26 protein-coding genes and 1 tRNA gene are annotated in these 26,743 nt (G+C 69.5%); 15 read left to right on the forward strand and 12 right to left on the reverse strand.

Going from position 1 to position 26,743, the window contains the following annotated elements; translation table 11 throughout:
• Nucleotides 1–22 precede the first annotated feature (22 nt).
• The 3 genes from BLQ62_RS02090 to BLQ62_RS02100 are packed head-to-tail and all read left to right on the forward strand — an operon-like array spanning nt 23 to nt 3,872.
• Entirely contained in the window at nt 23–1,276 is a 1,254-nt protein-coding gene (locus tag BLQ62_RS02090) for an aspartate aminotransferase family protein (protein ID WP_068565043.1), read from the forward strand.
• A complete protein-coding gene (doeA, locus tag BLQ62_RS02095) occupies nt 1,273–2,496 on the forward strand; it encodes an ectoine hydrolase (RefSeq protein WP_068565041.1) in 1,224 nt (407 codons plus the stop codon). The genes BLQ62_RS02090 and doeA overlap by 4 nt, the downstream gene beginning before the upstream one ends.
• Entirely contained in the window at nt 2,493–3,872 is a 1,380-nt protein-coding gene (locus tag BLQ62_RS02100; protein ID WP_082756345.1) for an NAD-dependent succinate-semialdehyde dehydrogenase, read from the forward strand. Before doeA ends, BLQ62_RS02100 begins: the two co-directional genes overlap by 4 nt.
• On the opposite strand, the gene glmS is transcribed toward BLQ62_RS02100, so the two are convergent.
• Complete coding sequence (gene glmS, locus BLQ62_RS02105; RefSeq protein WP_068565039.1) at nt 3,873–5,693, reverse strand: glutamine--fructose-6-phosphate transaminase (isomerizing); 1,821 nt, start codon at nt 5,691–5,693, stop codon at nt 3,873–3,875.
• A 13-nt stretch (nt 5,694–5,706) separates the two neighbouring features.
• Complete coding sequence (locus BLQ62_RS02110) at nt 5,707–5,967, reverse strand: hypothetical protein (protein ID WP_068537154.1); 261 nt, start codon at nt 5,965–5,967, stop codon at nt 5,707–5,709.
• Between the two features lie 150 nt (nt 5,968–6,117).
• On the opposite strand from BLQ62_RS02110, the gene BLQ62_RS02115 reads away from it, so the two are divergent.
• From BLQ62_RS02115 to BLQ62_RS02140, 6 genes are all read left to right on the forward strand, one after another.
• Entirely contained in the window at nt 6,118–6,333 is a 216-nt protein-coding gene (locus tag BLQ62_RS02115) for a helix-turn-helix transcriptional regulator (protein WP_068537152.1), read from the forward strand.
• A complete protein-coding gene (locus BLQ62_RS02120) occupies nt 6,323–6,814 on the forward strand; it encodes a hypothetical protein (protein WP_068565037.1) in 492 nt (163 codons plus the stop codon). Before BLQ62_RS02115 ends, BLQ62_RS02120 begins: the two co-directional genes overlap by 11 nt.
• 29 nt (nt 6,815–6,843) lie before the next feature.
• A complete protein-coding gene (locus tag BLQ62_RS02125) occupies nt 6,844–7,284 on the forward strand; it encodes a GtrA family protein (protein WP_068537148.1) in 441 nt (146 codons plus the stop codon).
• The gene (locus BLQ62_RS02130; RefSeq protein WP_068565035.1) at nt 7,284–8,930 is read left to right on the forward strand and encodes a glycosyltransferase family 39 protein; all 1,647 of its coding nucleotides are present in this window, start codon (nt 7,284–7,286) and stop codon (nt 8,928–8,930) included. Before BLQ62_RS02125 ends, BLQ62_RS02130 begins: the two co-directional genes overlap by 1 nt.
• A 147-nt stretch (nt 8,931–9,077) precedes the next feature.
• Nucleotides 9,078–10,262: an MFS transporter gene (locus tag BLQ62_RS02135; protein ID WP_139184140.1), complete on the forward strand. Its 1,185-nt coding sequence runs from the start codon at nt 9,078–9,080 to the stop codon at nt 10,260–10,262.
• Nucleotides 10,263–10,363: 101 nt separating this feature from the next.
• Complete coding sequence (locus tag BLQ62_RS02140; protein WP_068565031.1) at nt 10,364–10,780, forward strand: DoxX family membrane protein; 417 nt, start codon at nt 10,364–10,366, stop codon at nt 10,778–10,780.
• A 79-nt stretch (nt 10,781–10,859) separates the two neighbouring features.
• On the opposite strand, the gene BLQ62_RS02145 is transcribed toward BLQ62_RS02140, so the two are convergent.
• The 5 genes from BLQ62_RS02145 to BLQ62_RS02165 form a co-directional block, all read right to left on the reverse strand.
• Nucleotides 10,860–12,500 carry an acyl-CoA synthetase gene (locus tag BLQ62_RS02145; protein WP_068537140.1) on the reverse strand — a complete coding sequence of 547 codons (1,641 nt, stop codon included), beginning with the start codon at nt 12,498–12,500 and terminating at the stop codon, nt 10,860–10,862.
• A gap of 80 nt (nt 12,501–12,580) precedes the next feature.
• Nucleotides 12,581–13,483 (reverse strand): galactofuranosyltransferase GlfT1, encoded by a 903-nt coding sequence (gene glfT1, locus BLQ62_RS02150; RefSeq protein ID WP_068565029.1) that lies wholly within the window; start codon nt 13,481–13,483, stop codon nt 12,581–12,583.
• Nucleotides 13,476–14,273: a galactan export ABC transporter ATP-binding subunit Wzt/RfbE gene (gene wzt, locus BLQ62_RS02155; RefSeq protein WP_068537136.1), complete on the reverse strand. Its 798-nt coding sequence runs from the start codon at nt 14,271–14,273 to the stop codon at nt 13,476–13,478. Before wzt ends, glfT1 begins: the two co-directional genes overlap by 8 nt.
• Before the next feature lies 1 nt (nt 14,274).
• Nucleotides 14,275–15,132 (reverse strand): galactan export ABC transporter permease subunit Wzm/RfbD, encoded by an 858-nt coding sequence (gene wzm / locus BLQ62_RS02160; RefSeq protein ID WP_068565027.1) that lies wholly within the window; start codon nt 15,130–15,132, stop codon nt 14,275–14,277.
• Nucleotides 15,133–15,234: 102 nt separating this feature from the next.
• On the reverse strand, nt 15,235–15,741 hold the full coding sequence (locus BLQ62_RS02165) for a bacterial proteasome activator family protein (protein ID WP_068537131.1): 507 nt from the start codon (nt 15,739–15,741) through the stop codon (nt 15,235–15,237).
• Between the two features lie 69 nt (nt 15,742–15,810).
• On the opposite strand from BLQ62_RS02165, the gene BLQ62_RS02170 reads away from it, so the two are divergent.
• Together BLQ62_RS02170 and BLQ62_RS02175 are read left to right on the forward strand one after the other, a co-directional pair.
• Nucleotides 15,811–17,067: a cysteine desulfurase-like protein gene (locus BLQ62_RS02170; RefSeq protein WP_082756343.1), complete on the forward strand. Its 1,257-nt coding sequence runs from the start codon at nt 15,811–15,813 to the stop codon at nt 17,065–17,067.
• Nucleotides 17,068–17,070: 3 nt separating this feature from the next.
• On the forward strand, nt 17,071–17,712 hold the full coding sequence (locus tag BLQ62_RS02175; protein WP_068565025.1) for a LysE family transporter: 642 nt from the start codon (nt 17,071–17,073) through the stop codon (nt 17,710–17,712).
• Between the two features lie 4 nt (nt 17,713–17,716).
• On the opposite strand, the gene BLQ62_RS02180 is transcribed toward BLQ62_RS02175, so the two are convergent.
• Nucleotides 17,717–18,706 carry a hypothetical protein gene (locus BLQ62_RS02180; RefSeq protein WP_068565023.1) on the reverse strand — a complete coding sequence of 330 codons (990 nt, stop codon included), beginning with the start codon at nt 18,704–18,706 and terminating at the stop codon, nt 17,717–17,719.
• Nucleotides 18,703–19,668, reverse strand: coding sequence for an NAD(P)H-quinone oxidoreductase (locus BLQ62_RS02185; RefSeq protein WP_068565022.1), 966 nt, complete (start codon nt 19,666–19,668; stop codon nt 18,703–18,705). Before BLQ62_RS02185 ends, BLQ62_RS02180 begins: the two co-directional genes overlap by 4 nt.
• A 184-nt stretch (nt 19,669–19,852) precedes the next feature.
• Between BLQ62_RS02185 and BLQ62_RS02190 the strand changes: the two genes are divergently transcribed.
• On the forward strand, nt 19,853–21,028 hold the full coding sequence (locus tag BLQ62_RS02190) for a thiolase family protein (protein ID WP_068565019.1): 1,176 nt from the start codon (nt 19,853–19,855) through the stop codon (nt 21,026–21,028).
• A 40-nt stretch (nt 21,029–21,068) separates the two neighbouring features.
• Nucleotides 21,069–21,153 (forward strand) — tRNA-Ser (locus BLQ62_RS02195).
• A 323-nt stretch (nt 21,154–21,476) separates the two neighbouring features.
• Here BLQ62_RS02195 and BLQ62_RS02200 read toward each other — a convergent pair.
• From BLQ62_RS02200 to BLQ62_RS02215, 3 genes are all read right to left on the reverse strand, one after another.
• Nucleotides 21,477–21,980, reverse strand: a complete 504-nt coding sequence (locus BLQ62_RS02200) for a hypothetical protein (RefSeq protein ID WP_139184141.1) — start codon at nt 21,978–21,980, stop codon at nt 21,477–21,479.
• Nucleotides 21,981–22,111: 131 nt separating this feature from the next.
• Nucleotides 22,112–22,762, reverse strand: coding sequence for a hypothetical protein (locus BLQ62_RS23165; RefSeq protein ID WP_068537120.1), 651 nt, complete (start codon nt 22,760–22,762; stop codon nt 22,112–22,114).
• A gap of 664 nt (nt 22,763–23,426) precedes the next feature.
• Nucleotides 23,427–24,368, reverse strand: a complete 942-nt coding sequence (locus BLQ62_RS02215; protein WP_068568955.1) for a GlxA family transcriptional regulator — start codon at nt 24,366–24,368, stop codon at nt 23,427–23,429.
• A gap of 108 nt (nt 24,369–24,476) precedes the next feature.
• On the opposite strand from BLQ62_RS02215, the gene BLQ62_RS02220 reads away from it, so the two are divergent.
• Both BLQ62_RS02220 and BLQ62_RS02225 read left to right on the forward strand, forming a co-directional pair.
• Nucleotides 24,477–24,788, forward strand: a complete 312-nt coding sequence (locus BLQ62_RS02220; protein ID WP_003941073.1) for a putative quinol monooxygenase — start codon at nt 24,477–24,479, stop codon at nt 24,786–24,788.
• 628 nt (nt 24,789–25,416) lie between these two features.
• Entirely contained in the window at nt 25,417–26,742 is a 1,326-nt protein-coding gene (locus tag BLQ62_RS02225) for an ISL3-like element ISPfr2 family transposase (protein ID WP_068568956.1), read from the forward strand.
• Nucleotide 26,743: the final 1 nt, after the last annotated feature.

Below are 26,743 nucleotides of genomic sequence, written 5' to 3' on the forward strand. Positions count from 1 at the left end.
GCACGGAACGAAAGGAATTCGCATGGACACAGCAGCGTTCGAGAACTGGGAATCGGAAGTCCGTGGGTACTGCAGGAACTTCCCCACCGTCTTCGCGTCGGCCTCCAACGCGCGGCAGGTGGACGAGGCCGGGAAGAGCTACATCGACTTCTTCGCCGGCGCGGGCGTGCTCAACTTCGGGCACAACAACCCGAACATGAAGCGCGCCATGATCGATTTCCTCCAATCCGATGGCGTGGCGCACAGCCTCGACACCTACACCACCACCAAGCGCGACTTCATCACCCGCTTCCACGACGTGATCCTCGCGCCGCGGGGCATGGACCACCGCATGCAGTTCACAGGGCCCACCGGCACCAACGCGGTGGAGGCCGCGCTCAAGCTGGCGCGCCTGGCCACCGGCCGCCGCGAGGTGGTCGCGTTCAGCCACGGTTTCCACGGCATGACCCTGGGCGCGCTCGCCGCCACTGCCAACGACGCCTTCCGGCAGTGGGCGGGCGTCCCGCTGCGTGACGTGGTGCGGCTGCCCTTCGAAACGGCGCCGGGCGGCAAGACGGCGTTGTCGGACTACGCCGCGGCGCTGGCGGATCCGTCGAGCGGGCACACCGCCCCCGCCGCCTTCCTGGTGGAGGCCGTGCAGGCCGAAGGCGGTGTCAACGTCGCGAGCGCGGACTGGCTGCACGCCGTGCAGGATCTGGCCCGCGAGAGCGGGGCACTGTTCATCATCGACGACATCCAGGCCGGATGCGGGCGAACGGGAAGCTATTTCAGCTTCGACGGATACGGGCTGGACCCCGACGTCATCACCCTCGCCAAGGGCCTCGGCGGCTACGGGACACCGATCGCCATGAACCTCAACAAGCCCGCCGTCGATGCGCACTGGTCGCCCGGGGCGCACACCGGCACCTTCCGCGGGCAGGGCCTGTCGATGGTGGCCGGCACCGTCGCCCTGGACTACTTCGCCGACGACGAGTTGATGACGGCCGTCGCCGCGAAGGGCGAGGCGATGCGCGAGCGCCTCGCCGCGATCGCCGCCGCGCACCCGGACCGCGACTGGGAGGTGCGGGGCAAGGGCATGATGCAGGCCCTCGACACCGGCGACGGAGCCCTCGCCAAGGCCGTGCAGAAGGAGTGTTTCGACGCCGGACTGCTCATCGGCCCCTGTGGCAGCGGTGGGCGGGTGCTGAAGTTGATTCCGCCGCTGACCATCCCGGACGAAGACCTGAACGAGGGCCTGGACATCCTCGAGCGCGCCGTGACGGGGGTGACGCGATGAAGCAGCGCGACGACATGACCTTCCCGCCCGCGGAGTACGAGCGGCGGCTGACCGAGCTGCGCGAGCGGATGGACAAGCGCGGGCTCGATGCGGTGGTGATCACCGACCCCGAGAACCTGATGTACCTCACCGATTACCAGACCACCGGCTACTCCTTCTTCCAGGCGCTGGTGGTGCCGCTCGACGACGAGCCCGTGATGATCACCCGCGCGATGGAGGAGTCCAACGTGATCGCGCGGACCTGGGTCGAGCGGACCCGGCCGTATCCCGACACCGGCGACGCCATCCAGGAACTGGTGCTCACCCTCAAGGAGGGCGGCCTCGGGACCAAACGCGTGGGCTACGAGCGCAACAGCTACTTCTTCCCCGCGTACCAGCAGGATCGCGTGCACACCTCGTTCCAGCAGGGTGTGCTGATGGACTGCTTCGGCATCGTCGAGGCCGGCCGGGCGACCAAGTCCGAGGCGGAGATCGCCGTGATGCGCAAGGCGGCCCGGGCCGCCGAGGCGGGCATGGCCGCCGGCCTGGAGGCCGCGGTCCCCGGCAACACGGAGAACGACGTGGCGGCGGCGATCAGTTCGGCGATGTTCCGCGCCGGCGGCGAGTTCCCCGCCGTGATGCCCTACGTGGCGTCGGGCCCGCGGTCGATGATCGGCCACGCGACGTGGGAGGGCCGCACCATCGAGCCGGGCGAGCACGTCTTCCTCGAAGTGGGCGGCTGCTACCGCCGGTACCACGCGGCGCTCATGCGCACGGCGGTCAACGGCGAGCTCTCGCCCACCATGTACGAGGCGCAGGAGCGGATGAAACTCGCCCTGGCGGAACTCAAGTCGCTGATGCGACCGGGGATGACGGTCTCCGACGCCGACTCGCTGGTGCGCCGGATCATCTCCGACAACACCGTCGGCGCCCGCCTGGTCACCCGCTCTGGTTACTCGATCGGCATCGCCTTCCCGCCGTCGTGGGACGAGGGCTACATCCTGAGCCTGAACCCCGGCGACTTCACGGCGCTGGAGCCGGGCATGACCTTCCACGTGATCCCGTGGATGTGGGGCGTCGACGGCGACAAGACCGTCGGCATCTCAGACACGATCCGCATCACCGACGACGGGTGCGAGTCCTTCTTCACGCTGGACGAGGACTTCACCGTGCACGAGGGCCCCACGGGAGGCGATGCGGCGCTGCAGGAGACGACGACCGAGGCGGAGGTACTGCCATGACCACGATGCTGACCGCGATCGATCCCTCGACCGGCGAGCCGATCCGCGAGGTGCCCGCGGCGGGGCCCGTCGAGATCGAGACCACCCTGGACCATGCCGAGTCCGCGTTCGGCGACTGGCGGCGCACCGGCTTCGCCGAGCGGGCGGAGCTGCTGCGCGCGGTCGGGGCAGAACTGCGCCGGGGCGTGGAGGACTACGCGTACGTGATGACCGAGGAGATGGGCAAGCCCATCACCGAGGCGCGCGGCGAGGTGGTCAAGGCGGCGTGGGCCGCCGAGCACTACGCCGAGCACGGCGAGCGGTACCTGGCCGCGGACGTCGTCGAATCGGACGCCACCTCGAGCTACGTGCAGTACCTCCCGCTCGGCCCGGTGCTCGGCGTCCTGCCGTGGAACGCCCCGTTCTGGTTGGCATTCCGGTTCTGCGCGCCCGCGCTCATGGCGGGCAACACCGCGGTGATGAAGCACGACCCGCACGTGCCAGGCTGCGCGGCCGCGATCGCGGGGGCCTTCCGCGCGGTCGGCGCGCCCGACGGAGTGTTCGCATCCCTGCCCGTGGCCACGCCCGACGTGGCCGGGGTCATCCGCGACCGCCGGATCCGCGCCGTCTCCTTCACCGGCTCCGATCGTGCGGGCGCCGCCGTCGCCTCGGTCGCGGCGTCGGAGATCAAGCCGGCGGTGCTGGAGCTGGGCGGCTCGGACCCGTCGATCGTGTTGGCGGACGCCGATATCGAGGCCGCCGCCGAGACCCTCGCGCTGTCGCGGATCATCAACGCCGGGCAGTCGTGCATCGCCGCCAAGCGGATCATCGTGGAGCGCTCCGTGCACGACGAGTTCGTCGAGGCCCTCCGCTCGCGTCTCGCCGCCCTGCGCATGGGAGATCCGCGGCACGACGACACCCAGGTCGGGCCGATCGCGCGCGCGGACCTGCGGGACGCCCTGCACCGCCAGGTGACCGAGACCGTGACGGCGGGCGCCACCTGCCTCCTCGGCGGCTCGGTGCCGGACGTCCCCGGGTTCTACTACCCGCCGACGCTGCTCACCGGCGTCCGCCCGGGGATGGCGGCGTGCGCGGAGGAGACCTTCGGACCCGTCGCCGCGGTGATGACCGCGGTCGACGCCGAGCACGCGGTCGATCTCGCGAACGCCACGCAGTACGGCCTCGCCGCGAGCGTGTGGACGGAGACCGCCCGCGGCGAGGCCATGGCCCGCGAACTCGAGGCCGGGCAGGTCAGCGTCAACGGCATCGTCAAGACCGACCCGCGGCTGCCCAGCGGCGGCATCAAGCGCTCCGGCTACGGCCGCGAGCTCGGCCGCGCCGGCATCCACGAGTTCGTCAACGCCCAGCAGGTGTGGGTGGGGCCGAAGCGGGACTGACTACTCGACGGTGACCGACTTCGCCAGGTTGCGGGGCCGGTCGATGTTCAGGCCCAGGCTCAGCGCCGCGTAGTAGGCGAGGAGCTGGGTGGGGATCATGTGCAGGATCGGGTCCAGCTCCGGCTCGTTCTTCGGCACGGTGAGCGTCACCTTGGCCTCGGGCAGCTCGACGCCCGGGTTGGTGATCGCCACGATGTCGCCGCCGCGCGCCGCGATCTCGTGCAGCGCACCGATGTTGCGGTCCAGCAGCTCGTCGTCGGGGACGATGGCGACGGTCGGCATATCCGGGCTGATCAGCGCGAGCGGGCCGTGCTTGAGCTCGGAGGCCTGGTACGCCTCGGCGTGCCGGTAGCTGATCTCCTTGAACTTCTGCGCACCCTCGCGGGCCGTCGGGTAGCCGCGCACGCGGCCGATGAAGAACAGGCTCGGCGCCTCGGCCAGCAGCTTCGCCGCGTCCTCGACATCGCCGGGCTCGTTGATGATCTCCCCGATCTGCGCCGGCAGGGCCTTGAGGCCCTTGACGATCCGCGTGCCGTCGGTGATCGAGAGGTCGCGGACGCGGCCCAGGGCGAGCGCGAGCAGCGCGAAGCCGACCGCCATGTGCGTGTTGGCCTTGGTGGAGGCCACGGAGACCTCGGGGCCGGCGTGCAGGTAGATGCCGCCGGAGACCTCGCGAGCGATGGTCGAGCCGACCACGTTGACCAGGCCGACGATGGTGCCGCCCTTGCGCTTGACCTCCTGCACGGCGAACGCGGTGTCGGCGGTCTCGCCGGACTGGCTCACCGCCACGTACAGGGTGTCCGGCTCCACGATCGGGTTGCGGTAGCGGAACTCGCTGGCGGGCTCGGCGTCCGCGGGGATGCGGGCGAGCTCCTCGATGAGCGAGGCACCCAGCTGACCCATGTAGTAGGCGCTGCCGCAGCCGAGGATCTTGACGCGCTTGAACCGCCGCATGGCCTGTGCGTCCAGGTTGAGGCCGTCGAGGCGGGCGGTGGCGAAGCGCTCGTCGAGGCGCCCCGAGAGCATGCGCTCGAGCGAGCTCGGCTGCTCGGCGATCTCCTTGAGCATGAAGTGGCTGTGGTTGCCCAGCTCCAGGTCGTCGGGCGAGATGTCCACCGTGGTGGCGGACTTCGCGACCGCGCGGGCGTCGTCGGCGCTGAACATGCGGAAGCCGGAGGCGGTGACGGTGGCGCACTCGCCGTCGTCGAGGTGGACCACCTGACTGGTGTGCCGGACCACGGCGGAGATGTCGGAGGCGACGAACATCTCCTTGTCGCCCACGCCGAGGATGAGCGGGGAGCCGTTGCGGGCCACCACGATCCGGTCCGGGTGTGCGGTGTCGATCACGGCCAGCGCGTAGGTGCCGCTGAGCCGGTGCAGGGTCGCGCGGACCGCGTCCTCGAGGGTCTCCGCCTCGCTGCGGGCGATGAGGTGGGCCACGGCCTCGGTGTCGGTGTCGGAGGTGAGCTCCACGCCCTGGGCCTCGAGCTCGACCCGCAGGTCGCGGGCGTTGTCGATGATGCCGTTGTGCACCACGAAGATCCGCTCGGTCGCGTCCGTGTGCGGGTGCGCGTTGGCCTCGGACGGCGCGCCGTGCGTGGCCCACCGGGTGTGGCCGATGCCGGTCTTGCCGGCCAGGCGCTTGGGGAGCGCGGCCTCCAGGTCGCGCACGCGGCCCAGGCTGCGCACGCGCTTGGCGCCCGACGGGCCGAGGACGGCGATGCCCGCCGAGTCGTACCCGCGGTACTCGAGCTGGGTCAGCCCGTCGACGAGGATGTCCACGGCCGTCTGGCCACCGATGTATCCGACGATTCCGCACATGCTCAGGCGGCTCCTAGCTGTAGACGAGGCGGCGCAGCTGCCGCTCGGTGAGATCGGGGGCGGCGACGAGCCGGCTGCTCAACTCGTCGGCGAGGGTCGCGAAGATCTCCGCGTTCTTGGCGCCGCGACCCTGCAGGTCGCGATGGCGGCGGCGGACGAACTCCTCGACCGGCTCCCGGTAATAGGCCGTGACGTCATCGATCACGCGCACGGCCTCGGTGGCGGAGAGCCCCGTGGTCCGCGCGATGTGATCCACGAGATCGCTGTCCGGCACGGGTTCGATCTTCCGGCCCCGACGGTGCGCTGTCAATTTCCTGCCCGGAATCGGGCAGGAAAGTGGCGAAATCGGCATATCTGCACTCCGTGAAAGGGGTTGTGACAAGAATGCTTGACACTCAATGTCAAGTCGGCTTGACTCGATGGTGTGGACGACGAGAATCCGGTGCGCGTGCGCCGGCGCGCGGAGCGCATCACCCAGGCCGAACTGGCCGCCGCGGTCGGCGTGAGCCGGCAGACGGTGGTCTCGGTGGAGAAGGGGGACTACGCGCCCAGCGTCTACCTGGCGCTGCGGATCGCTCGGGCTCTGGATTCCACGGTGGAGGACCTGTTTCCCTTGAAGGAGGACGATCATGTCGGCTGAGAGTCGCATCGAGGACTTCATCCTCGCCCCGTCGGACCCCGCCTGGGGAGACGAGCGCAATCGCGAGGAGTACTACCGGGCAATGGCAGTGGGGTACTACTGGGCCGCGCCGGCGGCTCTCTTCGCCTCGCTGATCGCTGCGGCGGAGGGTGCCAGGATCACCTCGATGGCGGTGCTGCTCCTGCTGCTCGCGACCCAGCTGGCGACGTATCGCTACTGCACGAGGCACGACGTGCCGCTGGCGTCCATCACCCGCGCCTTCCTCACTCCGACGCGCAAGGCCGTGATGGCGGCGATCCTGATCCCCTACCTCGCGATCTGGTGCGCGCTCCAGGTGGACCGGGATGCGAGCACGATCGCGGGCGCAGCCGTGGGTGGGCTCGTGGGCGCCGGGCTCGCAGGTGGGGCGGTCCTCCTGGCGGGACGGGCCGAGCGTCGCAGGGAGGCCGCGGCCGCCGCCGACGACGACGTATTCGAGTAACGAAGGAACTCTCGGTACGCTAAGACCTCGTGACCACCTCCGAAGCCGCCGATCGGGAGCACCTCGATCTCAAGACGCAGCTGATCCGTTTCGTGCTGACCGGTGCGTTCTCGGCGGTCGTCGACCTGGGCATCACGCTGATCCTGACGATGGGCTTCGGCACCAGCGACTTCATCGCGAAGACGGTCGGCTTCATCTGCGGCACCACGACCGCCTACCTGCTCAACCGCCGGTGGACCTTCCAGGCCGAGCCCAGTACCAAGCGACTCCTCGCCGTCTGGGCCCTGTACGTGACCATGTACGGCGTGCAGACGGGCCTCTACCTGGGCATCCTCGCGCTGTTCCCCGCGTCCGAGGGTGACACTGTCGGCGAGTACGCCATCCGTGCGATCGCCTTCGTCATCGCCCAGGGCACGGCGACGGTCGTCAACTTCATCGTCCAGCGCACGGTGATCTTCAAGCTGATGTGATGGCCCCGGGAACTCCGTCGGGGCCACGACGGCAGGACCGGGACGGGCGCCCGCCCCGGCGCGCACTGATCGTCCCCTGGGCCCTCGCGCTCGCCGGCGTCCTCGCCTCGCTGTGGCACGGCGGGCGGCCGTCGTTCTGGTTCGACGAGCTCGCCACCGCCTCCGCCATCGACCGCACGCCGGGCGAGCTGTGGCACCTACTGACGAACATCGACGCGGTGCACGGCCTCTACTACTGGGGCGTGCGCACGTTCTCCCTGGTCTTCGGCCTCGACGAGACCGCCCTGCGCGCGTTCTCCGCGCTCGGCGTGGGCGCGGCGACGGCCGCCTGCTACGTCCTGGCCCGCCGGCTCGGTGGCGATGCCTTCGCACTGGTGGCCGGCGTGATCGCCCTGGTCCTGCCGCGGATCACGTGGACGGGCGTGGAGGCCCGCTCCTACTCCTGGGTGATCGCCTCCGCCGCGCTGGTCCTGATCGCGGCGCACCGGGCGGCATCGTCGACCGGGACGGCCGGCGCCCGGCGGGCCTGGCTCGCCTACGTGGCGGCGCTGGCGCTCGCGACCGTGCTCTTCCTCTACTCCGCGACCCTCGTGCTCGCGGTGGTGGCCGTCCTCGCGTCGAATCCGCGGACCCGCACCCGCGCGGTCCTGCGGCCCGCCCTCGCGGCGTCCGTCGCGGCGTTCGCGCTCGCGAGCCCGGTCGCGATCCTCGCGGCGACCCAGCGCGGCCAGGTCTCCTGGCTGCGCTGGCCCGGATGGCGGATCTTCCAGAACGTGCTGGTCGATCAGTGGTTCGACCACTCGGTCGCGTTCGCCGTGGCGGCCTGGCTCGTGATCGCCGTCGCCGCGCTGTTGTGGTGGCGGCGCGGCGTCCCGTCGGACCTGCTGCTCGCGCTGCGCTGCGGCCTGGCCGGCGCCCTGGTGCCGCTCGCGGCGATCCTGCTGGTCTCGCCGGTCGTGCCGTCGTACGTGGGGCGGTACGTGAGTTTCACGGTGCCGGGGGTGGTGCTCGTGCTGGCCGTCGCGGTCACGACGGTGGCACGCGCCCTGCCGCGGCCGCGGGTCGCCGGGGGTGCGGTGCTGGTGCTCCTGACCGTGGCCGCGATCCCCGGCTACCTGTGGCAGCACAGCCCGCTGTCCAAGCCCGGCGGCAGCGATTTCAGCTACGCGGCGCGCTACATCCGCGACCACGCCCGCCCCGGGGACTGCGTCTTCTTCCAGGTGCAGCCGAGTTGGGCGTGGCCGTCGCTGCGGATCGCCCACGACGGTCTGCCCGGCATGTTCGACGGCCTGCGGGACATGGGCAACGACGGTGACCGTCGCACCGAGGGCAAGCTGTGGGACAAGGAGAAGGGCGTCAACCAGTGGGCCTCCTGGGCGGCCGACGAGTGCACCGCGGCCTGGGTGATGGCCGATGCCGACCGCACCGACGTGGACTACCGGCAGGAGAACGGCAACCTCTGGTGGACGTTCCGCCCGTTCCAGTTCATGGGCACCGACATGCAGGTCTCGCTCGATTACGGCGGGCTCGCGGTGGTGCACCAGGAGCAGTTCCACATCCTCCAGGTGGTGCACCTGGTGCAGCCGCCGCCCGCCGAGGGGCCCGATCCGCAGCCGCTGCCGCGGACCCGGCACAGCTACTGGTGAGGGAGTCGGCGCGAACTATTCGTTAGCCGTAGATACGATGAGGGTGGTCGTCTCCATCCTCGGACCGTCGAGGCGATCGGCGCGGTTCGAGCGAGGGGAGCGGTGGTGGTGGAGGCGAGCGCGGTCGTCGCGCGAGAGGGTCGGCCCGTGGCCGCGCCCGGACGGTGGAGCACCCTCATGCTGCTGGTCGCGGTCACCGCGCCGCAGCTGGGGCTGAGCCTGCTCAACCCGTCGACTCCGCAGATGGCGATCGACCTGCACACGTCGGTCTCGGCCGTGCAGCTCACCCTCTCCTGCTACATGGCGGGCTACGCGGTCTCGATGTTCGCCGCCGGCGTGCTCGCCGATCGGTTCGACGCGCGGGCGCTGCAGGCGCTGGGGCTGGTGGTGTTCGCCCTGGGCGGCGTGCTCGCCGCCGCCGCGCCGACGGTGGCCGTGCTCGGCGCCGCACGGTTCGTGCAGGCGGTGGGCGGGACCTCGGCGACGGTGCTGTGCCGCTTGGTGATCCAGCGTCGCTATCCCACGGACGCGCGGATGCACCTGCTCACGTCGCTGTCGATCGTCATCGCCGCGACGCCCGCGCTCTCGCCCTTCCTGGGATCGGCGCTGGTGCAGGTCGCGCCGTGGCGCGCGCTGTTCCTGGCGCTGGCCGCGGTCGGGGTGCTCCTCGCGCTCGCCTTCCTGCGCCTCGTGCCCACCGCCGCCCCCGCGTCGCCGGTCGCGCCGTCGCCGCGCGCGGTCGGGCGCGGGGTGGCGGAGGCGCTCTCCCACCGGGGATTCCCTCGCCACGCCGTCGTGATCTCGCTGGCCTGGATGGGCTACTTCCTGTTCATCGAGCAGTCCGCCTTCATCCTGCAGGGGCTGCACGGGGTCACCGAGATCCAGTACGGGCTACTGCTCATCGTGCCCGCGCTCGGCTACATCGCGGGCAGCGTGGTGATCCGCCGCGCCTCGTCGGCCCGGACCGCGGTGCGGCTGTGCACCATCGGCTCGGCGCTGGGTGCCGCCGCGCTCGTCGGGCTCGCCGCCGCCGGGGTGCCGACCGTCGCCGCCGTCGTGCTCCCGCTCGCCGTCGGCTTCCTCGGCGTGGGCGCGGCCATCCCGTTCGCGCAGGCGGGCCTGCTGGAACTCGATCTGCGCGCCCAGGGCGTCGGCGCGGGGCTGTTCTTCTTCCTGCAGATGGGCGCCGGCGCGGTCTACTCCGTGGTGGTCGAGGCGCTGCACCTGCGCTCGGCGCTGAGCACGTCCGTCGCGATCGGGTTGCCGCTGCTCGCGCTCGCGGTCGTGGTCTGGGCGACGACGGGGACGCGGGCGGGCCGCTCACCGGCGTGACGGAGCGCACACCCGGTGCGGAATGATACGGACCGTGGTCCGGTTATAGTTCTCGTGTCGCGGCGCACGGTGCGCCGCCCCAGAACGAGGAGTCATTCGACATGGACGTCGTCTTTTTGATCGGCCGCATCCTGATCGCCATCGTCTTCCTGCTCTCCGCAGTGGGCCACTTCGTCAACGCTGACGGCATGGCGCAGTACGCCGCCGCCAAGAAGGTCCCGGCCGCGAAGCTGGGCGTGCTCGCCAGCGGCGTGCTCGCGCTGCTCGGTGCCCTGTCCGTGATCTTCGGCGTGTGGGCCGACCTCGGCGCGCTGCTGCTGGTGCTGTTCCTGGTGCCGGTGACCCTGATGATGCACGACTTCTGGACGCAGACCGATCCGCAGGTCAAGCAGACCGAGCAGATCTCCTTCAACAAGAACCTCGCCATCATCGGCGGCGCCCTGATCCTGTTCTACGTCGTCAACGTCCTGCAGTCCGTGCCGCTGGGCCTGACCGGCCCGCTGTTCCCGGCCTTCTGATCGCCGAGTCGCTGCGCGAAGCGGAGAACGCCCGGCCGCCGTCTCGACGATCGTCGAGACGGCGGCCGGACGTTCGTCGTCAGTCCTTCGGCAGCTCGCGCTTGACCATCTTGCCGGTGGGGTTGCGGGGCAGCCGGTCGAGGAAGACCACGTCGCGCGGGACCTTGAAGCGCGCCAGGTTGGCGCGGACGAAGTCCTTGAGGTCCTTGGTCAGGTCCTCGACGGCGTCGTCCGCCGGGGCGCCGCCCTCGATGACCACGAACGCGCGCAGCCGCTGGCCGAACTCCGGGTCGGGCACGCCGATCACGGCGGCCTCCACCACGTCGTCGCGCGTGACCAGCAGGTTCTCCACCTCGAGCGGGTAGACGTTCTCGCCGCCGGAGACGATCATGTCGTCGTCGCGGCCGTCGATGTGCAGCAGGCCGTGCTCGTCCCAGTGCCCCATGTCGCCCGACGAGAGGTGCCCGTCGATGATCTGCTTGGTGCGGCCGTCGCTGTATCCCTCGAACGGTGCGCCGGCGCGGACGAAGACGCGGCCGCGCTTGCCGACGCCCTCGATCAGCTGGTCGTCGGCGTCGTAGAGGCGCACCGTCGTCAGGACCGGCGGCTTGCCCACGGTGCCCGGCGCGGTGCGCAGGTTGCGCGGCGTCGCGACGGTGGCGACGGCGACCTCGGTGGAGCCGTAGACGTTGTAGAGCACGTCGCCGAAGACGTCCTGGAACTTCTCGGACAGCTCGGGGGAGACGGCGGACCCGGCCACCACGACGGACTTGAGGCAGCTGGTGTCGTACTTCGCGAGGGTCTCCGCCGGCAGGCTCAGCATGCGGGTGAGCATCGTGGGCACCGCGACCAGCATGTCGGCGCGGTTGTCGGCGATCAGTTTGAGCGTGTTCTCGGGATCGAACCGGCGCATGGTCACGGTGGTACAGCCCACCGACATCCCCGCCGACCACATCGCGAAGCCGGTGGAGTGGAAGATCGGCGAGGCGATGACGACGGTGCCGCGCCGCTTGAACGGGATGCGGTCGACGAGCATCGCGGTCGCCAGCGAGGGCACCTTGCTGCGGGTGGCGCCCTTGGGCAGGCCGGTGGTCCCGGAGGTCAGGATGATGAAGCCGCCCTGCTTCTCGGGCGGGGGCACGCGCTTGGCGTCGCGGCCGGCCGCGAGCTGGTCGATGGTCTGGGCGCCCTCGGGCACGTCGTCGGCGTCGTCGACCCAGGTCAGGTAGCGCGGCATGTCCTCGGGCAGCGCGTCCAGCAGGTCGGTGAACTCGCTGTCGTGGAAGACGGCCTGCACCTTCTCGCGCTCGCAGACCTCGGCGAACTGGGGCTTGGCGAAGCCGGTGTTCATCATGGCCAGCCGCATGCCGGCGCGGGCCGCCGCGCTGATGATGAGCAGCAGGCCGCGATGATCGCGGGCGAGGACGGCGATGACGTCGCCGGACTTGAGGCCGGACGCGCGCAGCCCGCGGGCCAGCGCGTTCGACTGGGCCTCGTACTGCGCGTAGGTCAGGGAGCCGCGCTCATCGACGATGGCGGTGCGATCCGGGCTCTCCGCAGCGCCCTTGATCACCAGCGCGGCCTGCGGGCCGTACTGCCGGTTGTAGCCGAGGGCGCGCAGCGCCACGTCCGGGCGCGCGGGGTCGACGACCCGTCGCTGCAGCATGCGCGTGAGGGCATGGCCCTGTGCGAACAGATCGGAGACCAGGCTCGTTCCCATGACGACGATGATAGAGGCATCGCCCAACCTCTGTTGAGAGGGCTTCAATAAGCCCCGCCGCGACGGTGCCCGAGCGGGCCTCAGGGCCGGGTGAACCGCTCGTCGCGCCCCAGCTTGCGCAGCCGAAGCCACTCCCGGAAGCCCGCGACGTCCCGTCGCTGCACCAGGAAGAACCAGCCGAACCGCGCCCACTCCTGCGGGATCAGCTTGCGCATGCCCGGCTGCGACTGCAGGTAGCCGCGGTTGCGGTAGGTGAAGAAGCGCTTGGTCTCGTTGTCCGGGTACTGCGTGTGCATGCGCCCGCCCAGAATCGGCCGGAACTCGTCGGCGCCGTTGGGGTGCAGGTAGGCAGTGGTCAGGCAGGTGCCGAAGGGCAGGCCGGAGCGCACCAGCCGGCGGTGGATCTCCACCTCGTCGCCGCGGATGAACAGCCGCAGGTCCGGCACCCCGACCGCCGCGACGGTGTCCTTGCGGAACAGCGCGCCGTTGAACAGCGAGGCGATCCCCGGCAGCACGTCGTCCGACGGTGCCGCCGGATCGATCAGCTCGGAGCGCTTGCGCCGCCACACCAGGCCGCGGCGCAGCGGGAAGGCCAGCGTCTCGGGATCGTCGATGGTGGCGACCACGGGGGAGACCTCGGCCAGCCCGTGCCGCTCGGCGGCGTCGAGCAGCGTCGCGAGGACCCGCGGGCCCTCGGGGCGCCCGTCGTCGTCGGCCAGCCAGATCCAGTCGGCGCCGAGGGCGAGCGCGTGCAGCATGCCCAGCGCGAAGCCGCCGGCACCGCCCAGGTTGAACTGCGAGGGCAGGTAGGTGGTGGCGACGGGCTGCGCCTCGACGAGCGTGCGGACCTGCTCCTGCGCCGCGTTGTCCACGACGATCAGGTGGTCGACGGGGCGCTCCTGCGAGCTGAGCACCTCGAGCGACGTCGCCAGGAGCTCGGCGCGGTCGTGGGTCACCACGACGGCGACGACGGTCTCACTCATTCTTCTCGGCCTCGAGCATGTCGAGCACCTTGCGCACCTGGGCGCCGGCGTCCTCGCCCTCGTACGCGGTCACGACCTCCTCGATGCCGCCCTCCTGGCGGATCTCGCCGTGGTCGATCCACATGGCCCGGTCGCAGAGCTGCGCGAGGAACTCGTTGGAGTGCGAGGCGAAGACGAGGATGCCGGAGCGTTCGACCAGCTCGGCCAGGCGCTTGCGGGCCTTGCGCATGAACTCGGCGTCGACGGCGCCGATGCCCTCGTCCAGCAGCAGGATCTCGGGATTGATCGAGGTGACCACGCCGAGGGCGATGCGCACGCGCATGCCGGTGGAGTAGGTGCGCAGCGGCATCGCGAGGTAGTCGCCCAGCTCGGTGAACTCGGCGATCTCGTCGGCCTTGCGCTGCATGGACTTGCGCGTCTGCCCCAGGAACAGGCCGCGGATGATGATGTTCTCCATGCCGGAGATCTCGGGGTCCATGCCGACGCCGAGGTCGAAGACCGGGGCGACGCGTCCCTTGACGACGGCGGTGCCACGGGTCGGCTCGTAGATCCCGGCGAGGAGCCGCAGCAGCGTCGACTTGCCGGCGCCGTTGTGGCCGACGAGGCCGACGCGGTCGCCCTCGTCGAGGTTCATGGTGATGTTGCGCAGCGCCTCGACGACCACGGCGTGGTCGTCGGCCATCACCTTGCCGCCCGCCGAGCCCATGACGGCGCGTTTGAGCGAGCGGGATTTGGCGTCGAAGACGGGGAAGTCGACACAGGCGCCCTGCGTCCGAATGGAAACGCTCATCTCACACCCAATACGCGACTCGGGAACGGAACTGCTTCATGAGCACCAGCGTCAGCGCGAGGCCGACGATGGTGCAGCCGATCACCACGTACCAGTGCTGGGGATCGAAGGGCTTGCCGGTGAGCGGCCCGCGCACCATCTCCAGGTAGTGGTAGAGCGGGTTCAGCTTGACCAGCTGGGCGCGCTCGCTGTTGCCGCCGGGCACCGTCTCCAGCGTCCACACCACCGGGGTGATGTAGAAGAGCAGCTGGGTGAGGGCTGTGAGCAGCGGCGCGATGTCGCGGTAGCGGGTGGCGAGGATGCCGAAGCACATCGAGACCCACACGCCGGTGACGGCGAGCATGCCGAAGGCCGGGATCACGCTGAGCTGCGTCCACGACCACTGCTTCGGCGGGAAGATCGCCAGCACGATCACCACGATGATCATGTTGTGGGCCAGGAAGAGCATGTGCCGCCACACCAGGCGGTAGACGTGCACCGACAGCGGCGCGGGCAGCTGCTTGATCAGGCCCTCGTTGGCGATGAAGACCTCGGCACCGTCGACGATCGAGCTCTGGATGAACGCCCAGAGCACGAAGCCGACGGTGAGCTGCGGCAGCAGCTCCTTCACATTGGCGCCGAGCAGCACCGACCACAGCAGCGCGAGCGCGCTGGCGGTGACACCGGTCGCGATGGTGATCCAGAAGGGGCCGATCACCGACCGGCGGTAGCGCTGCTTGATGTCCTGCCAGCCCAACTCCAGCCACAGCTCGCGGTGCACGGTGGCACCGTCGACCAGGTCGCGGATGGCGCGCCGGAAGGTCCGCGAGTCCGAGACCAGGGGCGCCGGTTGGGAGGCGGTGGGGCTATCGACGGGCACGGTAGGCCAGGGTACCCGTCCCGACGGTGCGCCCGGCGCACGTCGAGCGGCCACGCCGCGGGTGCGGCCCGACGGTGCGCCCCGCGCGCGGCCGCCGCACCGTCACAGGTACTGGCCGTGGCCCGTCTGCGACTCCGGTCCCGGCGTCATCCCCGGAGGCAGGGCTCCCTGCCGCATCTGCTCGAGCTGCGCCCGCGCGGCCATCTGCTGGGCGAACAACGCGGTCTGAATGCCGTGGAAGAGGCCCTCCAGCCAGCCGACGAGCTGGGCCTGCGCGATCCGCAGCTCGGCGTCCGACGGGGTCGACTCGTCGGTGAAGGGCAGCGCCAGGCGCTCGAGTTCGGCCTGCAGGTCGGGGGAGAGCCCGTCCTCGAGCTCCTTGATCGACGTGCGGTGGATCTCCTTGAGCCGGGCGCGGCTGGCCTCGTCGAGCGGCGCGGCCCGCACCTCCTCGAGGAGCTGTTTGATCATGGTGCCGATCCGCATCACCTTGGCGGGCTGCTCGACCATGCTGTGCAGCTCGTCGGCGGCGTCCGTCTCCTCGGACGCGGCAGCGGCGCCGGGGTCGGCGGACGCGGGGATGATCTCCACCTCGTTGCGATCACTCATAGCACCATTCTGGCAGCTCGCCGCGGGCGACCCGGAACTCGTCCGAGCGGCGGTGTAATCTGCGAGCCAGTGAACACGTTCTCAGAAGGTCAGGGTGCACCCGGCCGGGCTTCGACTGCGGTTGCGGTTTCCGCATTCGATGTCGCCCGCGTCCGGGGGCTTTACCCTGCCCTGGGGGACGGGTGGATCCACTTCGATCCGCAGGCCGGTGCGCAGATCCCCGGGGCGGTCTCCTCGGCCGTGGCGAACGCCTTCCGCGGGTTCGTGAGCAACCCCCGTGGCGTCTATGCTGCAGCCGCACATACGCGGTCGATCGTGCAGGCAGCGCGGCTGGCCGTGGCGGAACTGGTGGGCGGCAAGCCCGAGGGAGTGGTGCTCGGGCCCAGCCGGGAGCAACTGCTCAACTCGCTCGCGGAATCGCTGAGCGCGCGCCTCGGGCTCGGCTCGGAGATCGTGCTCTCCCGCCTCGACGACGAGGCCAATCAGGCGCCGTGGCTGCGGGTCGCCGATCGCGGCGGGGGCCGCGTGCGGTGGGTCGAGGCGGACATCGAGACCGGTGAGGTGCCGGCTTGGCAGTTCCAGGAGCTCTCGGGGCCGGCGACGTCGGTCATCGCGGTCTCCTACGCCTCGTCCACGATCGGCACCGTCATCGACGTGGCCGCCGCCGCGGCGGCGGCGCACCGCGTGGGGGCGTTGCTCGTGGTGGACGCGACCAGCGCCGCGCCGTACGAGCTGCTCGACATCGAGCGTCTCGGTGCCGATGTGCTGATCGTCAGCGCGAACCGGTGGGGCGGCCCGCAGGTCGCCGCCATGATCTTCCGCGACCCGTCGATGTTCGGCCGGCTGCGCGGGGTCAACCCGGACCCCACGCTGACGGGACCGGAGCGATTCGAGCTCGGTGAGCACCAGTACGCGATGCTGGCCGGCCTCATCGCCTCGATCGATCACCTCGCGGGGCTCGACGAGTCCGCAGTCGGTACCCGCCGGGATCGGCTCGAGCAGTCCATGTTCGGACTGCGCCAGTACCAGCAGCGACTGCTGTTCTACTTGCTCAACTCGCTGGCCTCCGCGCCGCAGGTGGCGATCATCGGCCGCGCGGAGCGGCGCGTGCCCACCGTCTCGTTCACGATGCCGGGCGTGCCCGCCGCGAAGGCGGCCAAGCGGCTCGCCGACAACGGAGTGTGCGCCCTGTCCAACGTGCCCAGCCGCTACTTCGCCGGCCTGGGCGTGCCGGAGTACGGGGGCGCGGTCACCGTGGGCCTCGCGCCCTATTCGACTCCGTACGACGTGGACCAGCTCGTCCGCGCCCTCGCCTCCCTGGGTTAGGCGGTGGGACCGTCGGCGCTCGCCGCCGCTTTCGGTGCCGGAATCGTCGCGGGCCTCGGCGCGGTCCTCCCGCTCGGTGCGATCGGCGTGATGCTGCTGCACGAGGGCGCTTCCCGCGGGTGGCGCCGCGCGGTGCCCGCCGCGGCCGGGGTCGGCACCGCCGATCTCCTCTTCGCGGTCCTGGCCCTCGCCGCCGGATCCGTGCTCTCGCCGCTCGTCTCGCAGTGGGGGCGCTGGCCCGCCGCGGTGGGCGGCGTACTGCTGCTCGTCGTGGCGGCGCTCATGGTGCGCAAGGCCTTCCGGCCCGCTCCGGCGGAGGCCGACGGTGCCGAACCCGTCGGCGGGGCCTCGGGGTGGGCCCGTTTCGCGCTGTTCTTCGGGCTGACCGCGGTGAATCCGTTCCCGCTGCTGTACTTCGGCGCGATCGCCGTCGGCCTCGGCGACGGGCTGCATCGTCCCCCGGTGGCGACCGTCTTCGCCGTCGGGGTCGGCATCGCTTCGCTCGGATGGAATCTCGTGCTGATCGGGCTCGGCGCCGTCCTGCGGTCGCGGTCCACCGCGCGCATGCAGCGCATGGTCACCGCGATCGGCGGCGGGATCGTCGCGGTGTTCGCGGTCGTGGTGCTGGTGACGGCGTTCGTCTGATCGCTCAGCCGAGCGCGGCGCGGTACTCCTCGGATTCGAAGAACGGGGTGAGGCGGCGGCGCAGCAGGTCCTCGATGACGCCGCGCTCGTCGAGCGTGGCGATCACCGGCGGGCCGAAGCGCAGCGCCTCCTCGACCATGTCCTCGCGGCCCACGCCCAGCTCCGCGAGCAGTTCGTAGAGGGAGGCGTCGCCGTACTTGTCGAAGACGTGATCGATCCCCTCGTCGAGGAGGGCGCGGAAGTAGTCGGTATCGCGGAAGGTGCGCCAGAACTCGAAGATCAGGACCACGACGTCCTCGATGTCGCCGTCGGTGAGGAGCCCGCGGTACTCGGCGACCGCGGTGCCGCGCTGCCGGCGCCAGGAGTCGCGGATCGCATCGGCGAGGGTCTCGTCCCCCTCGGCCGCCACCACGCGGCGCAGGGCGAACCGCACGCCCCGTCGTGCGGCAGCATCGGCGCGCTGGCCGAGCGTGGGGAGCGCGGGGCGCAGTGCCCGGGCGGCGGCACCGGCGACGGTGCGCGTCACCGCGTTCCGGGCCAGGGCGCGGGTCGCGTCATCGGCCGCCGAGGTCGCGGCGGCGTGCAGGACCGAGGCGACCGCGTCCTCGGTCACGGGGCTCTCGGACACCGCCTGCAGCACCCGCCGCGTGAGGTCCATCTCGGTGACGGTGATCAGCAGCTTCTCGAAGCTGTGGCTATCGATCACCTCCTCGAGGAGCGTGGTCTCGTTGACCGGGTGCCGGTGCAGTCGGCCGGCGATCTCGCCGACGAGTTCGGGGATCGCGCCCTCGACGGGCACCTGCACCGCGTACTTCGCGGCGACGGCCTTGATCATGTCGGGCGTGACGGCCTCGGCGAGCGTGAGCTCCGAGGCCACGGCGAGCGCGTGGTCCACCTCGTCGATGACGAGTGCGTGGTAGGCGGTGTCGCGCAGTTGCTTGCGCGCGAACGCGATCTGCGCCTCCAGGAGGCGGGTGGCGAGGTCGTCGATCATGGTGTCAGCAGGACCTTTCCGACGGATTCGGGCGAGTTCACCAGCTCGTGGGCGGCCTCGGCCTCGGCGAGGGGGAGCCGCGCGGAGACGACGGGGCGCAGCGCACCGTCGGCGAACAGGGGCCAGACCTGCGCGCGCACCGCGGCCACCACCTCGGCCTTGCTGTGCGGTCCGGTGGCGGGCCGACCGCGCAGGTTCGTGGCGCTGACTCGGCCCCGTTTGGCCAGCAGCGCAGCGATGTTCAGTGTTCCCTCGACTCCGCCCTGCAGGCCGATGATCACGAGTCGTCCCTGCGGTGCGAGCGCCCGGACGTTGCGCGGCAGGTACTTGGCGCCCATGATGTCGAGGATCACGTCGGCGCGGTCCTGCATGACCTCGGCGAAATCCTCGGTGTGGTAATCGATCACGATGTCGGCGCCCAGTTCACGGCAGCGCTGCGCCTTGTACTCCGACCCGACGGTGACGGCGACGGTCGCGCCGAGCGCCTTGGCGAGTTGGATGGCGTGCGTACCGATTCCGCTGCCGCCGCCGTGGAGCAGGACCGTCTCGCCGGCGCGTAGTCCCGCCTCGGTGACGAGGTTGGAGTGCACGGTGCAGGCGACCTCGGGCAGCGCCGCGGCGTCGACGAGGGAGACGCCGGCGGGGACGGGCAGGCACTGCGCGGCGGGTGCGAGTGCGTACTGCGCGTAGCCGCCGCCGGACAGCAGCGCACACACCTCGTCGCCGATCGCCGGGCCCTCCACGTCCGGTCCCACCGCGTCGACGGTGCCGGAGACCTCCAGGCCGAGGATCGGGCTGGCGCCGGGCGGCGGTGGGTAGAGACCCCTGCGCTGCATCAGATCGGCGCGATTGACGGCCGTCGCCGCGACGGCGATCCGCACCTCCCCGGGACCGGGCTCGGGTATCGGGAGGTCGATGAGCTGCAGGTTCTGCGTGGTCTCGTCCACTCCGATCGCCCTCATGGTTCATGGGTAGCACACCGGGTGCGGGTGTCGCGCGTGCCGTGGCGTCGGTCCCGACTTCGCGAGAACGTGGTGGCGGGCCGTGCGATGTGTTAGAAGTGAATGAACATTCTGTCACTTCAAGCGTGGCGCTGCGGTCGGGAGGCCGTGACGGCCGCAGCCGCACCCATGAGGAGTCCCCGTCATGACCGAAGCCGTCATCGTCGACATCGTCCGCACCCCGTCGGGGAAGGGGAAGCCGGGCGGCGCCCTGCACCCCGTGCATCCCGTGGATCTGTTCGCCGGTGTCATCGCGGCCCTGATCGAGCGGAACGACCTCGATCCCGCGCTCGTCGAGGATGTGATCGGCGGGTGCGTGCAGCAGGTGGGGGACCAGGCGCTCAACATCGCACGCGTCTCCGCCCTCGCCGCCGGGCTGCCCGTCGAGACGCCCGGCACCACGATCGACCGGCAGTGCGGATCCTCGCAACAGGCCGCGCATTTCGCGGCGCAGGGCGTGATCGCCGGTGCCTACGACGTGGTGATCGCCGGCGGCGTCGAGTCGATGAGCCGCGTTCCCATGGGGACCAGCTCCGCCGGCGGCGCTCCGTTCGCTCCGCTGGCCGCGCGGTTCCCGCGCCTGCCGCACCAGGGGATCGGGGCCGAATTGCTCGCCGCCCGAGGCAAGTTCGATCGCGAGGCACTCGACGTGTTCGCCGCCGAATCGCACCGACGTGCGGCGGCCACCCAGGCCACCGGCGGCTTCGATCGGGAGATCGTTCCTGTCGTGCTGCCCGGCGGCGGAACGCACACCGTCGACGAGACCGTCCGAGCGTCGACCACCGCGGAGGGGCTGGGCGGGCTGAAGCCGGCCTTCGCCGACCCGCGGTTCGCCGAGCAGTATCCCGAGATCGACTGGTCGATCACGCCGGGCAACTCGTCGCCGCTCACCGACGGTGCCTCCGCCGCGCTCATCATGAGCGCCGCGAAGGCGGAGGCGCTGGGCCTGACCCCGCGGGCGCGGTTCCACGCGTTCTCGGTGGTCGGGTCGGACCCGGAGGTCATGCTCAGCGGCCCGATCCCCGCGACGCACAAGGTGCTCGACCGCGCCGGCCTGCGGGCCGACGACATCGACGCCTTCGAGGTGAACGAGGCCTTCGCCTCGGTGCCGATGGCCTGGGCCGCCGAGTTCGACATCGATCCCGCCCGCCTGAACCCGCGCGGCGGCGCCATCGCCCTGGGGCACCCGCTCGGCGCGTCCGGCACTCGCCTGCTCGCGACGCTGGTCAACCACCTCGAGCAGACCGGCGGGCGCTACGGCCTGCAGACGATGTGTGAGGGCAACGGCATGGCCAACGGAACGATCATCGAACGTCTCTGAACAGTGGTTCTGCGGTGGGTCCGGTATCGTACGGCGCTAGGGAAGCGTGGCAGAGCGGCCGAATGCACTCGCCTTGAAAGCGAGCGTGGGTGAAACCACCGGGGGTTCAAATCCCTCCGCTTCCGCAGTTAAGGGGGGCGCGTACGCGTGTGCCGAATGCGGCGAGGGTCAGGTTGATCGGGGGGCTTGGGTTCGGCTGGGGTCATGGCCCACTGACTACAACCGCTCTGAGCTGCATAGACCAGAGCGCTACGACCTGTAGCGCATCAAATCAGAGCGTATCGGCTAAGTTGGGTGTCGATTCTCTAAACTAGAGAATTGCTTTCTGCGACTAGTCGAGCGTCGTGGAGTCCGACCAAGGGGAGGCACCTGCTGTGGAACCTAAGGGCACTGTGCTGGTCGATAAGGTGTCGTGAGTTCGTTGCGGCTGCGATCCGCCAACCGGCGGTTACGTTAGCGGCGGTTCGAGGACCTCTATGCTGGTCGTCGCGGCAAGGATGTTGAGGTCGCAGCGGGCCGTTTGGGCGAAGATGCTGCTGTAGCGTTCGTAGCCGCGGAAATTCTCGCCCCACCAGGATTGGGCGATCTCAAGTTCGTAGGGCAGGGGCGAGCCGGATTCGCGGTTGCCGGCCGGGCCTTCCTTGACGGACCGGAGCAGTTGACCGTCGGAGTAGTAGTTAAGCGCTAAGAAGCCGGTGGTCTCGCCACATAGGAAGACAGTGATCGGTGATCGCGTCGTTCTTGCGAGCTCGGCCACTTGCGATTCCGCCCCGAAGTAGCCGGTCGACACCATGATCACTCCAGTATCAGTCGTCTGCGCCCACGGCCCCTCCCTGGCCTCGAAGTCGGCGGGAAACTTCGTAGTTCGAGTGCCATAGCGAAGTAGACCACCGAAGGTCGAATCGCGAAGAATTTCACCGGCCAAAACTTCACCAGGGTGCTCCGACGCCACGCGTACGTACGCGCTCGGCGTTCCAGGCCACCCAATATGCATGATCCCACAGTTGTACGCCACGGCGAATCACGGTCCTCTCATCACGAGGTAGATCTGATTGCGGCTCATGTTTGGCGTACATGCGGCGCCTAAGGCATTCCCTTCGCGCCGGGGAATTCCTTCACGTGAACGACATCCGCAGACGTATCGATACTCGCCCGCCCATCCTCGTCGACAGTGACATCAGGCCAATCCATACCGACATAGCCAGGCACTGCCGGCTCAATCATTCCCACCGCCGTCAACTCTCTCCACCGCCCGAACACCACCCGTGGGCGCCACAGGACCCTCTCCATCTCCGCTCCTGAAGAAACTTCCTCTCCGCCGGAGTCGCTTTCGCCAGACTGGGCGAGCCTATAGCTACCATCCTCGCGAAATGCCCAATCTTCGAAGCGGGAAGCATCCGGGCTCATCGAGTATTCGTTAGGGTCATCGTAGTAGTAGCGCGTGTAACCGAACAGGAACATTCGGTCTTCGTGCTTGTTGCTGTATGAATAGGTTTGGATATCCGATCCGGCTCGGTTGCAGATGTGGATTTGCGCGCCAATTTTCGAGGTTCCGACGATAAAGAGCGGCTGCGCTTCTCGCTCGTAGAATCCAGGCTCTCCGCAGACTGCGGAGACAGTGAAGTCTCGTTTGTCGGTGTGGAACATGGCGCGGGCTCGTTCCTCGGTCACCGGATCTAGGGCCTTGTAGCGCCACGGGTTCCAGTCGCGGCAATACATGACGTCGAATTCCATGTCTTACATCCTCGTGGCTTACGTGTAATAGTGAGTGCATCGACGATCTCTTGCGGCAGCTTGCCCGGCATCAAGGCCTGATTGTACACCTTACCGGTAATGTCCATCACGTAGACCCTCTGGTCCGCGGCGTATTCGAGAAGCGTTTCCGAAATATTGGCTTTTTGGGGCGGCAGGATTAGTGCCTGGCGGCCTCTGATTTGTCCCTGAAGTTCTCGATTTACGCTGGTTGACACCTGGGCGATCCTGTTACCGGGTGTGTACTTTCAGGGCTCTTCCCAGATGAGGGTGTAGGTCGGTCGGGCGCGTCGGTCCGCAGATAGACGTCGAGGTCTCCCGACGATGGAGGTTCCTACGCCATCCATCCGAAAGACCTCGACGTGACCGACACAACCCCGCCGGCCGGCTTCGGCCGCCCTGACCTCACCGCCTTCGCGGCTCATCCCAATCGACCCTGATCGGGTCTGCTGACCCCCTCGACGAGAACGCAGCGACATCACAGCCACCCAACCCCGACCGTCCGGGAAGCTGGGGCACGTCACACGGCCTGTGCTGCGGGCGTGTCGAGTGGGTCGTCCAGGGGCGACGCAGGAGCGTCGACGCGACGTGCTGAGAGGTGGTTCCAACCGAGCGCTAGGACACTGGCTACAGGCATGGCGATAGGTCAGGAACGGCGTCGCTCCCTGCGCAGGAGGGAGCGCAGAGTCTCGGCGTTCGCGTAGCCGACCCGTAGCGCGATCTCGGCGGAGGTGAGGTCCGTGGTTGCTGAGAGGTGCCGAGCTCGTTCGATGCGAAGCCGTTGGACGAAGCCGAGCGGAGTGAGGTTGAGCGCCGCACGGACTCGTCGTTCGAGGGTGCGCCGGCTGGTGCCGAGCGACTGCGCGACGAAGGCGACGTTGAACGGTTCGTCCAGGCGGGCGCGCACGAAGCGTTCGAACTCGACGACGATCGGGTCCTCGTGCCGGAGATGTTCGTAGGCGACGAAGGCCGCCTGCGACGGACGCTCGTCTATGATGAGGAGCTTGGCGACATGTTGGGCCAGGTCGGGGCTGATCGATCGCACGAGTGAGAGCGCGAGGTCGATGTGGGCGAACGCGGCGCCGGCGGTGACGAGGTTCCCGTCGACCACGACCATGGTGTCGAGATCGAGGGCGACGGTCGGATAGCGCTTCAGGAACTCCGGCCCCAGGAACCAACTGGTCGTCGCCCGCCGATGATGCATCCGTCCAGTCTCGGCGACAGCGAACACGCCGGTGCACGCCGCGGCGATCCGGGTGGTCGCCTCGTCGAGGCGCCCGAGCGAGGCGATGACCGAACGAGCATCTCGGCTCTGGAGGGCGTCGTGGGTCGCGGCGGCCGTGAGGGTTCCAAGCGCAGGGACGACGACCACGTCGAACTCTCCGGACTCCGACAGCGGGTGGTCCACCGACAGGGTCATCGATGCCGTCGTGGTCACTCGCCGTTTCGGTCCGAGGATGGCGAGTTCGATCGCGTCGATCCGCGGGTCGACATCGCTGCGGGCTCCGTCGGCCACCCGCACGATGTCGATGATCGACGCGACAGCCGAACCGAAGCAGCCGTCGATCGCGATCAGTCCGATACGCATGGCGCCAACAATAGCAATACTGCCGTATACGCCACTTCTCACATGCCCTTGCTCGTCATACGCTGAACTCGCTTCACCAAGAAACCTCGACACCTAGGAGAACCCCTCATGTCCACACCCGCATCACTTCCGTATGCCTTCGTCGCCAAGATCGTCGCGGCCGATGGACAGCACGACGCGCTCGCCGATCTGCTCGCCGGCGCTGTCGCGCTCGCCAACGAAGAAGTAGGAACGATTGTCTGGTTCGCGGTCAGGACCCACGCCGACACCTTCTGGATCTTCGATGCATTCCCCGACGAGGCCGCTCGCGACGCCCACGCCAACGGCGCCATCGTCGCAGCCCTGATGGCCAACCAGCACCTCCTCGGCGCAGCACCCGAGATCCTGGCGGCCGACGTCCTCGCGTCCAAGCTTCCGTAGTCCGCCAACGCACGAGACGATCGCGCCCCGCCGAGCCGTCGCCAGGTCGCGACGCAGCGCCACGCTGCGTTGCCGAGCGGTGCGAGGCCTATCGGCACACGGACAGGATGTCCGAGCGTTCATCCGGCGAGGGGTCCGTCGCAGAGGAGAGCGACGTCGGGTGTCGGGCAGAGCCGTGAGGCCAGCGCATCGCGCGACCATCAGAACCGAACCGCCCCTGCCCTACGTTTCCGCAGGTCAGGGGCTGTTCGCCGGAGCCGCCTGTCGGAATCGAACCGACGACCTAATCACGTCGGCTTTGCGTCTATCGCCTGATGCGCCCACTGGGCGAACGAGCCGCTGACCTGCGCGAACGCCGAGCGTGGGGGACGCCGCCATCCGGTGGTGACCGACGACGACCGACTAGTACCGACCGTTTCACCGGAGCTTGCGGCGGCGTCGAAGCCGAGCAAGCTCCATTCTTTTAGCTCACCGCGCCCTCCTCCTCGCCGGTCCCGTCTTCGTCGAAGACGTTTCAGGGGTCTTCTCAGATGCCGGTGTAGGTCGGCCGGGCGCGTCGGTCCGCAGATAGACGTCGAGGTCTCCCGACGACGGAGGTTCCTACGCCATCCATCCGAAAGACCTCGACGTGACCGACACAACCCCGCCGGCCGGCTTCGGCCGCCCTGACCTCACCGCCTTCGCTCGACTCGACGGCCTCGGTCTGAGCGTGACCGGACAACGACTTGAACCGGATCGTGCGGTCCTAGCGTGCCGCGTGGTGGAACCAGATCAGTGGTGCCGACGGTGCGGCAGCGAAGGCGCTGCTCGTGACACCGTGATCCGGCGGTTGGCCCACGAGCCGCTGGGCTGGCGACCGACCGTGCTGGAAGTTGTAGTGCGCCGCTACCGCTGTGCCGACTGCGGACACGTGTGGCGCCAAGACACCAGCGCCGCTGCGGAGCCACGCGCGAAGCTCTCGCGCACCGGGCTGCGGTGGGCGCTGGAAGGGATCGTGGTCGCACACCTCACCGTCGCCCGTGTCGCCGAGGGACTCGGGGTCGCGTGGGACACCGCCAACAACGCGGTCCTGGCTGAAGGCAAGCGGCTGCTGATCAACGACCCCACGCGGTTCGAGGGCGTGAAGGTCATTGGCGTCGATGAGCACGTCTGGCGCCACACCAGGCGTGGCGACAAGTATGTCACCGTGATCATCGACCTCACCCCGGTCCGCGATGGCGCCGGCCCAGCAAGGCTGCTGGACATGGTCGAGGGCCGGTCGAAGGCGGCGTTCAAGACCTGGCTCGCCGACCGCGACGACGCCTTCCGTGACGCGGTCGAGGTGGTCGCGATGGACGGCTTCACCGGGTTCAAGACCGCCGCTGCGGAGGAGATCCCGGACGCGGTCACGGTGATGGATCCCTTCCACGTCGTGCGCCTGGCCGGTGACGCCCTCGACAGGTGCCGGCGCCGGGTCCAACTCGCGATCCACGGGCACCGTGGGTTCAGGGACGACCCGCTCTACAAGTCGCGGCGCACGCTGCACACCGGCGCGGACCTGCTCACCGACAAGCAGAGCGACAGGCTACGCGCGCTGTTCGTTGATGACGCTCACGTCGAGGTCGAGGCGACCTGGGGTGTCTACCAGCGCATGATCGCCGCCTATCGCCACGAGGACCGGCAACGTGGCCGCGAGCTCATGGAGAAGCTGATCACCGACCTCAGCGCCGGCGTCCCCAAGGTGCTCACCGAGCTCACCACCCTGAGCCGGACCCTGAAGAAGCGAGCCGCTGACGTGCTCGCCTACTTCGAACGACCCGGCACCAGCAACGGGCCGACCGAGGCGCTCAACGGACGGCTCGAACACCTGCGCGGCTCCGCACTCGGGTTCCGCAACCTGACCAACTACATCGCCCGAAGCCTGCTCGAGACCGGCGGCTTCAGACCCCAACTCCTACACCCCCGATTGGGATGAG

It is taken from the genome of Tsukamurella pulmonis, from assembly GCF_900103175.1.
Classification (GTDB): Bacteria; Actinomycetota; Actinomycetes; order Mycobacteriales; family Mycobacteriaceae; genus Tsukamurella; species Tsukamurella pulmonis.